10 protein-coding genes and 1 riboswitch are annotated in these 14,652 nt (G+C 67.0%); of the genes, 5 read left to right on the plus strand and 5 right to left on the minus strand.

The annotated features are described in order from the left end of the window. Positions 1–8: 8 nt before the first annotated feature. Positions 9–1,451: a PHB depolymerase family esterase gene (locus tag ACFMO7_RS15645; protein ID WP_376796427.1), complete on the minus strand. Its 1,443-nt coding sequence runs from the start codon at positions 1,449–1,451 to the stop codon at positions 9–11. A 749-nt stretch (positions 1,452–2,200) separates the two neighbouring features. Beyond that, positions 2,201–2,320: riboswitch (TPP riboswitch) on the plus strand. A 114-nt stretch (positions 2,321–2,434) separates the two neighbouring features. On the opposite strand from ACFMO7_RS15645, the gene ACFMO7_RS15650 reads away from it, so the two are divergent. From ACFMO7_RS15650 to thiS, 4 genes are read left to right on the plus strand one after another with little or no spacing between them, the layout of a single operon-like run. Then, on the plus strand, positions 2,435–3,691 hold the full coding sequence (locus tag ACFMO7_RS15650) for an NAD(P)/FAD-dependent oxidoreductase (protein ID WP_376796428.1): 1,257 nt from the start codon (positions 2,435–2,437) through the stop codon (positions 3,689–3,691). Beyond that, positions 3,688–4,473 carry a thiazole synthase gene (locus ACFMO7_RS15655; protein ID WP_376796429.1) on the plus strand — a complete coding sequence of 262 codons (786 nt, stop codon included), beginning with the start codon at positions 3,688–3,690 and terminating at the stop codon, positions 4,471–4,473. The genes ACFMO7_RS15650 and ACFMO7_RS15655 overlap by 4 nt, the downstream gene beginning before the upstream one ends. Positions 4,474–4,485: 12 nt before the next feature. After that, entirely contained in the window at positions 4,486–5,199 is a 714-nt protein-coding gene (gene thiE / locus ACFMO7_RS15660; RefSeq protein WP_376796430.1) for a thiamine phosphate synthase, read from the plus strand. A gap of 45 nt (positions 5,200–5,244) precedes the next feature. Beyond that, complete coding sequence (thiS, locus tag ACFMO7_RS15665; RefSeq protein WP_376796431.1) at positions 5,245–5,478, plus strand: sulfur carrier protein ThiS; 234 nt, start codon at positions 5,245–5,247, stop codon at positions 5,476–5,478. A 181-nt stretch (positions 5,479–5,659) separates the two neighbouring features. On the opposite strand, the gene ACFMO7_RS15670 is transcribed toward thiS, so the two are convergent. From ACFMO7_RS15670 to glpK, 3 genes are all read right to left on the minus strand, one after another. Continuing rightward, the gene (locus ACFMO7_RS15670; protein ID WP_376796432.1) at positions 5,660–9,124 is read right to left on the minus strand and encodes a glycoside hydrolase family 3 C-terminal domain-containing protein; all 3,465 of its coding nucleotides are present in this window, start codon (positions 9,122–9,124) and stop codon (positions 5,660–5,662) included. Between the two features lie 801 nt (positions 9,125–9,925). Continuing rightward, on the minus strand, positions 9,926–10,828 hold the full coding sequence (locus ACFMO7_RS15675; RefSeq protein WP_376796433.1) for an MIP/aquaporin family protein: 903 nt from the start codon (positions 10,826–10,828) through the stop codon (positions 9,926–9,928). 282 nt (positions 10,829–11,110) lie between these two features. Continuing rightward, a complete protein-coding gene (gene glpK / locus ACFMO7_RS15680; protein ID WP_376796434.1) occupies positions 11,111–12,607 on the minus strand; it encodes a glycerol kinase GlpK in 1,497 nt (498 codons plus the stop codon). An 816-nt stretch (positions 12,608–13,423) separates the two neighbouring features. On the opposite strand from glpK, the gene ACFMO7_RS15685 reads away from it, so the two are divergent. Then, positions 13,424–14,014, plus strand: coding sequence for a glycerol-3-phosphate responsive antiterminator (locus tag ACFMO7_RS15685; protein WP_376796435.1), 591 nt, complete (start codon positions 13,424–13,426; stop codon positions 14,012–14,014). Positions 14,015–14,109: 95 nt separating this feature from the next. On the opposite strand, the gene ACFMO7_RS15690 is transcribed toward ACFMO7_RS15685, so the two are convergent. Next, a complete protein-coding gene (locus ACFMO7_RS15690; protein WP_376796436.1) occupies positions 14,110–14,592 on the minus strand; it encodes a hypothetical protein in 483 nt (160 codons plus the stop codon). Positions 14,593–14,652 lie beyond the last annotated feature (60 nt).

Raw genomic sequence — 14,652 nt, forward strand, 5'->3', positions numbered from 1 at the left:
AGCCCCGGCTAGACGACAGCGCAGCTCTGCCCATTGAGCGAGAAAGCCGTCGGCGGAGGATTGCTCCCGCTCCAGGTCGCCTGAAAGCCCGGCGGCACGCTCAGGCTCCCATGGGGCGGAATCTGGGCGTTGACCGCCACGTTCGTCACCGTCACCGCGCTGCCCGCCTGCGAGAAATTCCCGTTCCAGCTCAGCGTAATCATCTGGCCCGCCGCAAACGAGAAGCGCAGCGTCCAGCCGTTAATCGCGCTGCTGCCCGTATTGGTGATCGTCAGGCTGGCCTGGAAGCCGCCGCTCCACTGGCCCACGATCCCATAGTGCACCTGACAGCTCGCCGCCACCGCGGTCGGGTCAGGCGTCGGCGTCGGCGTTGCGCCGGGGGCCGTGGCGCTCGGCGTCGGCGAGGGGCTGCTCGTGGGCGTCGCCGTCCCGCCGGAGCCGCCCCCCTTGAGCGGGTGCTGCATGAAAAAGCTATAGATAGCGTTGGTGGCACTGGGACCCTGGGGATCGGTGTAGGAGCCGCTGCTGCTCCCCCCAGACCAGGCGTGGCCCATGCCGTTGATCTTCCAGTACTCCTGAATCTCGTTCCCCTGGGCATCGTTCCAGGACTGCACCGTATAGCTATGGCCGCCGGCGACCTGGCCGCTCACGCTGCTGCTCGGACTGGAGAAACTGGCATTGTAGCTGCCGTTCGAAGCCAGATGATCGGTCGTCATCCACTGCTCAACAACCTGGTCCCCATTGACCGGATAGACCGTATAGTCGCTTTGCCCCTGGAAGACGATGGTCGGCACCACGCGGGCGGCGCTGCCCATCGCCTGGTAGGCGGCCTGCCCTTGCTGTTGCGGGTTCGGTCCCCCCTGCATCATGGCCGTCGTCGCGGCGCTCTGCGAGGTCGCCGCCTGATACTCCAGCCCCGAAGCCGAGGCGATGGCGGCAAAAACATCCGGGTAGGTCGCCCCCAGAATCACCGCCATCGCCGCCCCCGCCGAGAACCCGGCCACATAGACCCGGTTGCGATCGATCGTCCACTGCGACGTATTCTGCTCGACGGCCTGCACGATCCCGGCGATGATGGCCGGCTCACCGCTGCCGCGAGCCTGATCGGCGGGCAGGAACCAATTCCAACAGGAGAGCGAATTGTAGCTGCTCGTCTGCTGAGGATAGACCACGACGAACTGATCCTGATCGGCCAGCGCGTTCATCTGGGTGCCGGCGGCGAAGTCCTGGGGCGTCTGCGTGCAGCCGTGCAGCATGACGATCAGCGGCACCGGCGTACCGACCTGGTAGTTGGCCGGCGTATAGACGAAGTAAGGGCGGCTGCCAGCAGGCCCATTGTAGGTGTACTGGCTGAAGGTGCCGCCGCTGGCGCGGGCCTCTCCCGCGAGGAGCAGCCAGAGACTGACGAGCAGCAAGGAACACACAAGCGTGAGAGGCAGAATCTTGCGCATAAGTCACCCCCGTGACGATGAAGTGCTGCCAGGGGCAGGCGATCTGGCATGCTTGCCCTGGAAAGGCGGGCCTCAAAAGAGACAGCCAGGCAAAGGTAAACAGGTGAGAGAAAAAAGGCAGAACGAACAGGGGAAAGCCCACGGCAGATGTGGGCTGGCTGGCCGCCGCTCTCTGTCGCTCGAGCGCGGCCAGCCAGAGCGGGGAAGCTGCTGGCGGCGGGCCAGCGCCGTGCTGGCATAGGGCGAGTCGGACGAGTCATGGCCGGCTTCCTCCTTGCTGCGCGGCGCTGCGCTGCGCCTCTCTCCGCTGGCGAGACATGACATATGAATCATGTATCATATCCCGGCCCACTTGTCAAGGGGGCAGGGCGCGGGCGCTCTCCTCGCCGCCATTGCTGCGCCTGCCTCTCTTCCGCCCTGCCTGGCCTGCTCGCCGAAGCCGAGCCGCGCCAGGCAGGGCGGGCCAGGCAGCCTCTGCCGGCGTCGGTATCGGGGGCAGCATCGGCGCCGCTCCCGGCGCCCGGCCTTCCGATAGTCTGAAGGAAGAGAGAAGGCGGGAGCGATTGAGCGGGCGCCGCCCGGTGTGGTATCATCTACATATCGGGAGCCGCGGCATCGATTGGCCAGCCAGCCAGCCAGTCTGTCTGCCTGTCTGCCTGCTGGGGGCCGGCGGCATCCTGAGGAGCAACACGCCGTCGCGTGACATGACGCGCTGGCCGCCCTCGGCGGAGAGCGGTCAGCCCATGCATGAAGGAAGCGAGGGGAGTCCGGAGAGCCGGGCTGAGAGTGCGACCCGACCATGTCGCAGACCCTGCAGCAATCACCTGATCTGGATCATACCAGCGGAGGGAGCGCTTTCTTCTCTCACCATCACCTCTTCACCCAACGCGCTGCTGAAGGGGGTTGCAGGCAGGAAGCCGTTTCCCGGGCTGGCTGGGAAGCGGCCTTTTTTTATGGGGCCGCCAGAGAAGGAGAGCAAGACCATGCAAGCGCCGAGCTATGACGTAGTGGTCGTGGGAGCGGGCATCGTCGGCGGGGCCGCGGCCTATCATCTGGCGCGCGCCGGGCTGCGAGTGGCCCTGCTCGACCGGAGCGGAGTAGCCGCCGAGGCCTCTGACGCGGGGGCCGGCATGCTGACGCCGTTGGCCGAGGCGGGCGCCGACGACCTCCACGATCCCCTATTGCGCCTTGGCCTGGCCGGCCTGCGCCACTACGAGCGGCTCGAAGAGCAGCTTCAGAGCGAAACCGGCATGTGGGCCGGCCTGGTGCATCTGCCCACCCTCTATCCCGCCTTTGACGACAAGAGCGCCGAGCAACTACGCAGCGGCCTGGCCGCCCTGCAAAGCTGGCGTCCCGAGCTTCGCTGGCTGGAGGCCGACGAAGTGCGCCGGCGGGAGCCGCTGCTTGCGCCCACGGTACGCGGAGCCATTCTCTCGCCCGCCGAAGGCAACGTAGCCATCGGCCATCTCACGCGCCTGCTGGTGCGGGCGGCGCTGCTGGCCGGAGCCGAGCTGCTGCCGCCCCAAAGCGCCCAGGGACTGCTCTGGGACGGCCAGCGCGTCCGCGGCCTCCTGAGCGAGCGTGGCCCCATCGAAGCCGCCCACGTTGTCCTGGCCACCGGGGCCTGGAGCAGTATCTGGCACGAGCGGGGCGAGCAGGAGGCGGTAGTCTACCCTCTCAAGGGGCAGCTCCTGGCCCTGCGTCCCAGCGGCCAGCCCCTGCGCCACACCATCTACGCTGGTCCCCTTGGCTATCTGGTGCCCAAGGCCGACGGCAGCGTCTTCGTCGGCGCCACCTCCGAGCGGCGCGGCTTCGACAAGACGGCCACCGCTGGCGGCCTGGCCCAGTTGCTGGCCGTCGTGCGCCAGGTAGCCCCTGGCCTGGAAGAGGCCGCCGTTGAACGCACCTGGGCCGGCCTGCGACCCGTCTCCATCGACGGCCTCCCCTTCATCGGGCCGGCGCCCGGCAGTCCCGGCCTCTGGCTGGCCGTTGGCCACGGGCGCGTCGGAGCCATCACCGGGCCTGTAACGGGCTTCATCGTGGCCGAACTGCTTCAGGGGCGGCCGGCGCCCTACGATCTCGATCTACGCCCCTTCGCCCCCGAGCGCCTCGGGGCCTGGAGCCGCCTGCGTATCACGCTGAGCGAAGCCGGCGCCTGGCGCCAGCCACCTGGCCTCTTCCGCCAGGCCTCCGCCGAATCCGCATCCGCCGCAGAAGACCAAAGGAGAGGAACGCCATGACAGAGGACCTGCTGACTATCGGCTCGCGGACCTTCCGTTCCCGCCTCTTGCTGGGTACGGGCAAGTATCGCAGCTTCGAGGAGATGCGCCAGAGCCTGGAAGCCAGCGGCTGCGAGGTCGTGACGGTGGCCCTGCGCCGCCTCGACCTCTCGCGGCCCGGGCAGCCGACCCTGCTCGACTATCTCGACAGCGAGCGCTACACGATTCTGCCCAACACCGCCGGCTGCAAGAGCGCCGAGGAGGCCATCCAGATCGCCCATCTGGCGGCAGCGATGGGCCTGCCGCGCTGGGTCAAGCTGGAGGTCATTCCCGATCCCGACTATCTGCTGCCCGACCCCGTGGCCACCCTGGAGGCGACGCAGCAGCTCGTCAAGGAGGGCTTCGAGGTCCTGCCCTACATCAACGCCGATCCGGTCCTGGCCAGGCGGCTGCAGGAGGCCGGCGCCGTCACAGTGATGCCCCTTGGCTCGCCGATCGGCTCCGGCCAGGGCCTGCTCAACCTGCCGCAGATCCAGATCATCATCGAGCAGGCGCGCGTGCCGGTGATTGTCGACGCCGGCATCGGGGCCCCCTCGGATGCCGCCTTCGCCATGGAGCTGGGGGCGGCGGCCTGCCTGATCAACACCGCTGTGGCCCAGGCCGGCAACCCCGTCCAGATGGCGCAGGCCATGAAGCTGGCCGTTGAGGCCGGGCGGGCCGCCTACCTGGCCGGACGCATTCCGCGCCGGGCCCAGGCCGTCCCCAGCAGTCCTCTGACCGGCCTGGTGGGCAGTCCATCCTGAGCGAGCGAGAGCATGAGGCAGGAAACAAGAGGACCGGGCGCGAGCGCTGGGCCGGAGCGGAGGCCGCTGCTCTGCCTGGTGACCGACGAGCGCCATCCGGCCTGTGAGGAGGTGGCCCGTCAGGCTCTGGAGGCGGGCATCGACTGGCTGCAGGTGCGCGGGCCGGGTCTGCCGGCGGCTCGCCTCTACGAGCTGGCCAGCCGGCTGGGGCCGCTGGCCCGCCGGCGGGGCGCCCGTCTGATCGTCAACGACCGTCTCGATGTGGCCCTGGCCGTCGACGCCGATGGGGTCCAGCTCGGCCGGCGCTCGCTACCGCTGGCCACCGCTCGGGCCTTGCTGCGGCGCTGCGGGCGAGCGCTGTGGCTGGGGGCCTCGGTCCACTCGCTGGCCGAGGCCGGGCAGGCCGTGGCCGCGGGCGCCGATTATCTGCTGGCCGGCACCATCTTCCCCTCGTCCTCGCATCCGGGCGAGGCGGTGGCTGGGATCGAGCTGATCCGTCGCCTGCGGGCCTGCTGGCCGCGCGTGCCGCTGCTGGCCATCGGGGGAGTGAGCGCCGCCAACGCCGCCCAGGTCATCGAGGCCGGGGCCGACGGCGTGGCGGTGATCTCGGCCATCTACGGCGCCGCCGATGTGGTCCAGGCCGTCCACTCGCTGCGCCAGGCCCTGGCGGCCGCCCCGTGGCCTCCCGCCTCGGCCCCGGCCAGGCCCCAGGAGACAGCCGGCTGAGCGGGTGGGCGACACACACCAGACAACCAGGGAGGCAGCATCCCGATGACAGAGTCCCCAGAGAAGCAGGAAGAGCTGATCACCATTATCGCCAACGGCCAGCCCTGGCGCGTCCCGCGCGAGAGCACGATCGCCGACTTTCTGCAGCGCCTGGCTCTGACGCCGGGCCGCGTGGTGGCCATGCTCGACGGCAGCATTATCCCGCGCGAGCGCTTCGCCGAGGCGCGGCTGCGCGAGGGCTGCCGTCTGGAGCTGGTCACGATGGTCGGCGGCGGCTGAGCTGAGCCTGAGGGAGGCGAAGCCGCTCCTTGCCTCGCCTCCGGCGGCAGAGCCAGGCTGGCGAGGCGCTCACCCTGGGGGAAAAGGAGGGCGCCCCGCCAGCCTATGTCAGACGGAGAGCAGGTCGCAAGAAGCTCCCTGGCTCGCCGTCGGAGTCGGCCACCGCACCGTCCTCAGGTCCTCAGCCTGCGGCCAGCGCAAAGAGATGCAGATTGCCATTGGTCGGCAGGAGCAGATAGGCTATCTGCTTGCCGGCCTGCAGAGGAACCTGCGTGTAGTAGACGCTGACCGCGTGCGGGCCAAGCGTATCGCCGGGCGGGCGGTTCCAGTGGTCAGCCGTTGCCAGCAGCTCGTCGCCGGCTGCGGGCTGATTGGCGTACCAGTCGGCCAGGGTCAGCGTGGCCTGCTGGCTCGTGCCATCGCTGTAGATGATCGTCAGCGTCCCCGACTGCGTCCCGAAGGCGGCGGCCCCCAGGAAGGCCAGGCGGGAACCCTGAGCGCTCACGGCCAGGGCCTGCCCCTGGGCGCTCACGTTGTCCGGCTGGCCGGGCGGCACAGCGGGCCAGGTAAAGGTCAGGCCGGCGTGGACCACCGTCGCCCCCGGCGTCAGGCCGACCGCCGTCAGGGCCTGAGCCGAGTAGCTATAGCCCCCGCCATCGAAATTGCCCGCCCCGGGATTGCTATCGTCGCTGATGCCCACGTTATTGTAAGCCGCCGCCAGCGAGGAATAGGGGACCGTCAGGCTGGTCGAGCCGTGCAGCGTCTCTGGCCCATCCGCGCTCACAAAGCTGGCGCTGGCCTGCAGGCTGTAGCGGCCCGCCGACGCGCCGGCCGGCGCGCGCACCTGCCAGCGCGTCTCGACCGTCCCTCCGGCGGCCACCCGCCCGAAGCTCGTCGGCGAGAGCGCCTGCACCTGCCAGCCCGCCGGCCCCTGCAGGCGCAGCCGCAGAGCGGAGACCGGCAGATCGCCGCCGTTAGTAAAGCGCGTGGTCACAGGAGCGCTGGCGCCGGCCGCCAGCAACGACGGCCCCTGCAGGCTCACATAGCGCGGCCCATTCGTCCGGCGCACCGTAAAGCTGGCCTGCAAACGGATATCGCGCGATGACGACCCCACCTGCACCGAGTAGCGCCCATCCTGCACCACCCAGCCGTGGGCCTGCACGTCCCAGTAGGAGAGATCGCGCGGTGCCAGCTCGAAATGCACGTGCCTGGTCTGGCCAGGCTGCAAAAAGACCTTCTGGAAGCCCTTCAACTGGCGTGGCGGCTCCGCCACATTCGTCGAAGGAATCCCCAGGTAGAGCTGAACCACCTCAGCCCCGGCGCGCCGCCCCGTGTTGGTCACATCCAGATCCACGCTGATCCGGCTGCGGTAGTCCGCCTGCGTCGGGGACACGCGCAAATGGCTATAGCGGAAAGTCGTGTAGGAGAGGCCGTAGCCGAAGGGGAACAGCGGCGTAATCCCGCGCGCATCGTAGTAGCGATAGCCGACGAAGACCCCCTCCGAGTAGTCGGCCTGATCGTTGAGACCCGGATACTGGGCCGGCGTACTGGCCGGCAGATCGCTGGCCGAGCGCGGGAAAGTCATAGGCAGCTTCCCCGAGGGGTTGACATCGCCGAAGAGCACCGCCGCGATAGCGTTCCCGTCCTCCTGGCCCGGGTACCAGGCTTCCAGCAGGGCTGGCACCTGATCGACCCAGGGCATCAGCACCGGCCCGCCCGTGTTGAGGACGACGATCGTGTGAGGATTGGCCTGAGCCACCGCCGCGATCAGCTGATCCTGGGCGCCGGGCAGCTCCAGACTGCTGCGGTCGGAGCCTTCCGACTCCACATCGTTGACAAAGACAATGGCCACATCCGAGCTGCGGGCCAGCTCTACCGCCTGGTTGAGCAGCGCGTTCTCCTGGCCCGGAATGCTCCAGCCCAGAGCCAGATTGCTGGCCCCGCCGTTCTGGTAGTACTCAACGCGGATAGCGTAGGACTGGCCGGCTGTCAGTTGGACGGTCGCCGTCTCGGTGGTCGTCGCCTGATCGCGCCAGTTGTCGATCAGCAACTGGTTATTGAGATAGAGGCGGCTGCCATCGTCGCTCGTCAACGAAAAGGTATAGGTTCCGCTCACCGGCGGCGTCAGCCTCCCCGTCCAGCGCGCCGACCACTGGGTGGCCGGCACCCCTGGCCCGGGCGACTGCCCGTTCCAGTCGAAATTGATCTGGCTATCGAGGCGTGTCAGGACCGGGCTGCCGGAGAGCGTCATATTGGAAAAATACTCGCCCTGCAGGCCCTGCCCATCGCCCGAAGGGGGCTGCAGATACTGGGCCTCGATCGGAGGCAGCGTTCCCGTCGTCGTAATCCCCTGGGCATAGCGCACCGTCACCCCGCTGCCGGCCCGCTCGCTGATGCCCTGCAGAGGGGTCACCACGTAGGGAGGAATGACGTGGGCGCTGCCGCCGCCGGTGGCCTGGGGCGCTACGGAAGCGTCGGGACCGATGACCGCGATCGAATGCAGCTTGCTGGCATCCAGCGGCAGCAACTGGCCGCTGTTCTTAAGGAGGACCGTCCCCGCCTCGGCGGCCTGGCGTGCCAGTTGAGCGTGTTGGGCGTTAGTGACCGTCGCACTCGGGCTGCCGGTCGTTGGATAATCGAAGAGGCCAATGGCGAACATGCTGCGCAAGATACGATGGACGGCCTCATCGATGGTCGCCATGCTCACCTGCCCGTCGAGCACCGCCTGCTTGAGGGCGCTTCCGAAGTAGGTGCTATCGGGCATCTCCATATCCAGGCCAGCCGTGATAGCCGGCACAGTGCTGTGCGTGGCGCCCCAATCCGACATCACGAAGCCTGGGAAGTCGAAGGTTCCCTTGAGCGTCGTCGAGAGCAGATAAGGGTTCTCGCAGGCGTAGACGCTGTTGACCTTGTTGTAGGAGCACATCACCGCTCCGACGCCGCCCTGCCTGACCGCCGCCTCGAAGGCTGGCAGATAGATCTCATGCAGGGTGCGCTCATCGACGTTCGCGCTGACCGTTGTGCGGTGGTACTCCTGATTGTTGGCGGCGTAATGCTTGACCGTGGCGATGACGTGCTGGCTCTGAATGCCCTGGATATCGGCGCTGGCCAGCGTGCCTGTGAGATAGGGGTCCTCGCCCAGGGTTTCAAAGCTGCGGCCCCATTGCGGGTTGCGCAGAATATTGACCGTCGGGGCCAGGGCCACATTGGCGCCCTTGCCCCATTCCTCGCTCCCCAGGGCCTGGCCATAGAGGCGGGCCAGCGTGGGGTCCCAACTGGCGGCCAGAGCCTCGGGCGCAGGAAAGGCCGTCACGCCCGTCATGCCGTCGGCCACCCCGGCAGGCCCGTCCTCCAGGCCGAGGGCGGGGATGCCCAGGCGCGCGTTGGCCGGAATGTAGCCGACATAGCTGCCGCCCGACCAGCCATGCAGCATGGCGATTTTCTCGTCGAGGGTCATCTGGGCCAGGAGCAGATCGGCGCGCCGGTCGGGCGAGAGAGCGCGGTTCATCCAGGGACGGGCCTGGGTGGAGGCCGCGGCAGCCGTTTGGCCGCTCTGGACGGCCAGGCTGTTGAGCAGGAGAAGAAGAAGGAGGAGGCCCAGGGTCAGGGCCGTTCTGGCACTCTGCCACAGGAAAAGGCGTCGCATACAGCACGCTCCTTCGTTGGAACGGAGCCAGAGGGAGACAGTTGGTCGTCTGGCATGCTCTGGCACCCTGGTCGAGCGGCTCACGCGCGCCCATGCCGTTCAAGTCCAGGGGACGGCGTGGGCCGCGGCAGGCGACAGGCGGAGCGGAAAGGAAGGCGGTCCGTTGCTCCGGGGACCGGCTTCGGCCTCAAAGCAAGCTGGCTTGGGCCAGCCTCGCCGGCTCTCCGCCCCTGTGCCTGCCCAGGCTGTACCGAACCGTGTATCTGGCCAGGTCATCCCCCAAGACCTGGCGGCGGCAGGACCCCCGGAGGCGAGACGCAGCGGAGGCAAAGCGTTCGGGGTCCTGCCCTCATTCTTCTCTCTTGCATAAAGCGTGCCTGTAACTGTGCTCTGCCATACGGTTGCTCCTGACAGCGGCCTTTATTGACTTTTGCCGTTTTCAGTGTGTCATGCAAGAAAGCACTGTGCTACACTGAAACCAGGCTGTGTCTGTTTCAATGCTCTGCCTATCCTGAAATCGACCCGGGCAGTCGCCGCCGCCCCTGCGGGCCGGGCGGCCTGCTATGGTCTGGCGCCGCAGGAGGGCGATGGGCGGACGGCTGGCGCCTGGCACGCCACCCCGCAGGGAGCGAGAGCTGAACTGATCGATGGCTGGGGAGCGAGCAAGGGGATGGGACGAGCAGAGAGAGGTGGGGTGGGCATTGGGGGGAACGAGAGAAGGAAGAGAGCGCTGCGGCGCAGCGCCTGGGCTGGCGGCTCAGCCACAGCCCGGCCGCCCTTCAGGGCGGCCGGGCTGTCCAATTACTCTGCCTCGCTGGGAACGCGCACAGCCTCGCCCTTCGTCTCGGCCGTGCCGGACTTCGTCAGGCCGCGGGCCTCCAGTACCTTCCCGACCGTAAAGTCGTAGATGAAGGCGCCGACCACGCCGCCCAACAGCGGGGCCACGATCGGAATCCAGAAGTAGTAATTATTGGCCGACAGGCTTGCCCCACCGCTCACCAGAGCGATCCACAGCCGCGGACCAAAATCGCGCGCCGGGTTAATGGCATAGCCCGTATTCAGTCCGAAGGAAGCTCCGATCGCCACCACCAGCAGGCCGATAATCAGCGGATTCAGATTCGCCTGCACCGGCTGATTGCGCCCGTCGGTGATCGCAAAGATCAGGCCCACCAGCAAAGCCGTGCCCAGGAACTCATCGCAGAAGGCGCCGAAGGTCCCCACGAACGGCTTCGGCGACGTATAGAAGACCCCGCCGTAGCCATTCGGATCGGCGATCTGCCCGATGCTCAAGTGATTGAGCGCCAGCGCATGGACCAGCGCCCCCTGATAAACAAAGTAGAGAATAGCGGCAGCAACAAACCCACCGAGCACCTGAGCGATCCAGTAAGGCACAACCTTGCCCCATTCGAACTTTCCGCGGGCCGCCAGGGCCAGCGTCACCGCGGGATTGAGATGGGCGCCGCTGACCGCCCCAGCCACATAAATGCCCAGCATCACCGCCAGGCCCCACCCCAGGATAATCACGATCCATTCATTGGCGAACGGGGTAGCGGCATTGTTTGCCCCGATATTCGTAAAGAGCGCAAACGTTGCCACGCAGCCATCGCCGAAGAGCAGCAGGATCATCGTGCCGAAGAATTCAGCGATGCACTCGCCCCACAGGCCCGCAAGCACTGAGGGCCTGCCTGTGAATTGTCGGGCCATTGGTCAAACTCCTTTGTTGCTCAGTCAGAATAGACTCAGACCAGAAGCAATCACTCCCCCGACGAATGGACGAACCGGCAAAGCAGACCGGACCACCACCCGCGGCGGGGAAGGCGCGCGCGTGAGCGCTAACGAATCGGAGCGCGCGCCCCGCGGATGGCACCGACACCGGCAAGAAAGGTCGTGGCCCCGCGCCCGTGCCCGCGCCGGAGCGGACGAGAAGAGCCAGCCAGTCAGCCAGTCTGCCGCTCAACCAACCAACCAATCAGCCAACAGGCTGACCTAAGCGGGCCGCTCCCACTGCAGCGAGCGCTCGACGGCGCGCTTCCAGCCGGCGTAGAGCGCCTCGCGCTGATCGGCGCTCATCTGCGGCTCAAAGGTGCGATCAACCGCCCACTGCTCGGCCACCTCCTGCTGACTGCTCCAGAAGCCGGTGGCCAGGCCCGCCAGATAAGCGGCCCCCAGGGCCGTCGTCTCGGCCACCTTCGGGCGCTGCACCGGCACGCCCAGAATATCGGCCTGGAACTGCATCAGCAGATTATTGACCACCGCGCCGCCATCGACGCGCAGGGCCTTCACGTGGACGCCGCTATCCGCCGTCATGGCCTCCAGCACATCGCGTGTCTGGTAGCACATCGACTCCAGCGTCGCCCGGGCAATGTGGGCAATACTCGACCCGCGCGTCAGGCCCACGATCGTCCCACGCGCGTAGGGGTCCCAATACGGCGCGCCCAGCCCGACGAAGGCCGGCACCAGATAGACGCCGCCGTTATCGGGCACCGACATCGCCAGTTGCTCCACGTCGCTGCTCGAAGCGATGGCGCGCAGGCCGTCGCGCAGCCACTGCACCGCCGCGCCCGTAATGAAGATACTGCCCTCGAGCGCGTAGGTCGTCTGGCCGTTAATGCGCCAGGCGATCGTTGTCAGCAGGCCATTCTTCGAGGCCACGCCGCGCTCGCCCGTATTCATCAACATGAAGCTCCCGGTCCCATAGGTATTCTTCGCCATCCCGACCTCGAAGCAGGCCTGGCCGAAGGTGGCCGCCTGCTGATCGCCGGCCACACCAGCGATCTTGATCGGGGCGCCAAAGAACTCGGGATCGGTCTCCCCGTAGACCGTGCTCGAAGGCATGACCTGGGGCAGCATGGCGCGTGGAACGCCCAGCTCCTTGAGGATCACATCGTCCCAGTCGCCCGTGTAGATGTTGTAGAGCATGGTGCGCGAAGCATTGGTGGCATCGGTCACGTGCACGCGCCCCTTGGTCAGGCGCCAGATCAGGAACGTGTCCACGTTTCCGAAAAGCACCTCGCCGCGCTCGGCCTTCTCGCGTACCCCGGGCACATTGTCCAGAATCCACTTGACCTTGGTGCCGGAGAAATAGGCATCGGTCACCAGCCCGGTCCGCTGACGGATCTCGCTGTCGAAGCCTTTCGCCTTCAGCTCTTCGCAGATGGGCGCCGTGAGACGGCTCTGCCAGACGATGGCGTTGAAGACCGGCTTGCCGGTGGCCTTCTCCCAGACCAGCGTGGTCTCACGCTGGTTGGTGATGCCGATGGCTGCAATGTCGGTGGCGCTCGCCCCGGCCTTCTTGATGGCCTCCTGCGCCACGCTGAGCTGGCTGGACCAGATGGCCTCGGGATCATGCTCCACGAGACCAGGGGCCGGGTAGATCTGGGGAAACTCCTGCTGCGCTACGCTGACGACCGCGCCGTCGTGGTTGAAGAGGATCGCGCGCGAACTCGTGGTGCCCTGATCGAGGGCGAGTACGTACTTCGCCATAGACAAGCCCTTTCTTGTTGCTGTGACATCTTCCGTTGTCAACCAACTGGGTCGGTATATACAGCCTGGACGCCACTCCCCTCCCTCACGGCCAGGCGCCTCCAGGCACTATACCCGCCTGCCTGTATGTAACTGCGGCGCTCTGCTCCTGCGCTCTTCCCGCAGGCATCGGTGGGCAGAGCCACTACCAGCCGCTCCCTGGCGCCGACGCCCCACTCACCCGGCAACGCTGCCAGCCTGCTATCTGGCCGGCCGGCGCACGGCTCGCCTCCAGCTCTCCATCCTGCCAGCGCTCTTTCTTGCTCTGCCGCTCTGCTCCCCTCTTCCCGGCTGTCCACCACGGCGCTGCCCAACCTGGAAGCAAAGAAAAAAGTCCCAAGCCGTGCCGAAGCACTGGCTCAGGACTTTTCAGTTCACTGTCCTGTCTTGAGATGATTTAGTTGTCGCTATGATAGCCAGCAGGATGGGCTGGAAATACTCTCTGCCCTACCTCTAATATAGGGAACAAACGCCCGCTTGTCAAGGGCTGAAAGGGGGAAAGGCCCGTGCTCTGGCCTCCAGACTGCCGGCGCTGGCGGCCGGGGGAGCTGGCTCTCCCGCCCTGGTCCCGCTGGACAAGGCTTCTGGCTCTGTTTATAATATAGATATTCCTGAGACCATAAGCCCAGATCGCTCAGCCAGTCCCTGATGCAGAGAACGGCCGCCTGCCCCACCTGGGAGCAGCGCTGTGCCCTGACCCTTCCCTGCCCAGGCTTCTCCGCCTCACTCATGCACGGGCGGCCTGGCCGGACAGACGAGCCAAGCGGGTACCCTGCCATGATGATCGAACAGAAGCGAGAGTTTCTGCGCCTGGCGCGCCGCTATCCCGTAGCGGCGGCCCTCAAATCCGAGGAGGACATGCGGGCCGCGCTGGAGGCCGACGCCCCGCTCCTCTTCCTGCTCAAGGGCGACGCCTTCCAGCTCGCTCCCTTTGTCGCGGAGGCCCGCAGCCGGGGCAAGCGCGTGGTCGTCCACGTCGATCTGGTCAGCGGCGTGGGCAAGGACCGCGCCGGCATCCAATATCTGCATCAGATCGGCGTCGAGGCCATCATTACCAGCAAATCGCAGTTAGTGACGGCGGCCCGCGCCGAAGGGCTGCTGACCATTCAGCGCCTGCTTTTGCTCGACGACTCGGGTCTCGAGAAGGGCGTGCGCACCATCGCTCACGCTGGCCCCGACCTGGTCGAGGTGCTCCCCGGCATTATGTTCCCCGAGGTGGCCGCCACCCTGCGCCGACTCTTGCCCGGTCCCTTCATCGCCGGCGGCTTCATCCGCACCGCCGAGGACGTTGCTCGCGTTCAGCAGGCCGGCGCCATCCTCAGCAGCAGCAGCACCTACGCCCTCTGGCGCGACCTCTCCCTGCTCTAAGCACGGCCCGTTCCGCTTCAGCTTCGCGGGCTGGCCAGCGCCTGCGGTGTGCTGCCCGCTCCGCCTCCGCTTCTTGCCGCGCGGCCTTGCTGATCTTAGCCGCTGGCAGCCACAGCGCCGCCTGCCGCCGCGGCCTCCTCGCGCTGTAGCTGAATCATGACCAGCCAGAACAGAAAGAGGGCAATGGTCGGGGGGAGAGAGGACATCTCGATGAGCAGCTTGCGGCCAAAGAGGCTTTTCGGGCGGATGGTCCCTATGACCTCCCCATCGCGCTCCAGGACAAAGGTGCGCGCCAGGAGGGCGCGCGAGCGCGCGCGCAGCTTATAGCGTTGCCCCTCGTACTCGACATCAAAGAAGCGTCTGAAGCTATGAATCCAGGCGCGCGCCAGGACCGTCCCATCGACCTCGTAGAGGAAAGGACCCGTCAGGCCATCGCGGCGAATGCGGCAGGTCTGGCCCCCCACAGTGATGCTGCCCTGCTCGCGAAAGAGACCGCGCTTGATTTCGGCCAGCCGCTGCCCGTTCTGGAGGATGACGTAGTTGCGTGAATACCAGTGGCTTGGCTCAGCTTCGAGCATCACGATCGTTCCTTTCTGGCCCTCTTTGTGTTGGCCTGGCAATCTGCTGACAGGCTGGCC

The organism is Thermogemmatispora sp., from assembly GCF_042408735.1.
In the GTDB taxonomy this organism is placed as follows: Bacteria; Chloroflexota; Ktedonobacteria; order Ktedonobacterales; family Ktedonobacteraceae; genus Thermogemmatispora.

Bases quoted from the DNA above. Each gene is read 5' to 3' on its own strand.
- ACFMO7_RS15645 (WP_376796427.1), bottom strand. From the start codon at position 1,451: ATGCGCAAGATTCTGCCTCTCACGCTTGTGTGTTCCTTGCTGCTCGTC.
- ACFMO7_RS15650 (WP_376796428.1), top strand. From the start codon at position 2,435: ATGCAAGCGCCGAGCTATGACGTAGTGGTCGTGGGAGCGGGCATCGTC.
- ACFMO7_RS15655 (WP_376796429.1), top strand. From the start codon at position 3,688: ATGACAGAGGACCTGCTGACTATCGGCTCGCGGACCTTCCGTTCCCGC.
- thiE (WP_376796430.1), top strand. From the start codon at position 4,486: ATGAGGCAGGAAACAAGAGGACCGGGCGCGAGCGCTGGGCCGGAGCGG.
- thiS (WP_376796431.1), top strand. From the start codon at position 5,245: ATGACAGAGTCCCCAGAGAAGCAGGAAGAGCTGATCACCATTATCGCC.
- ACFMO7_RS15670 (WP_376796432.1), bottom strand. From the start codon at position 9,124: ATGCGACGCCTTTTCCTGTGGCAGAGTGCCAGAACGGCCCTGACCCTG.
- ACFMO7_RS15675 (WP_376796433.1), bottom strand. From the start codon at position 10,828: ATGGCCCGACAATTCACAGGCAGGCCCTCAGTGCTTGCGGGCCTGTGG.
- glpK (WP_376796434.1), bottom strand. From the start codon at position 12,607: ATGGCGAAGTACGTACTCGCCCTCGATCAGGGCACCACGAGTTCGCGC.
- ACFMO7_RS15685 (WP_376796435.1), top strand. From the start codon at position 13,424: ATGATGATCGAACAGAAGCGAGAGTTTCTGCGCCTGGCGCGCCGCTAT.
- ACFMO7_RS15690 (WP_376796436.1), bottom strand. From the start codon at position 14,592: ATGCTCGAAGCTGAGCCAAGCCACTGGTATTCACGCAACTACGTCATC.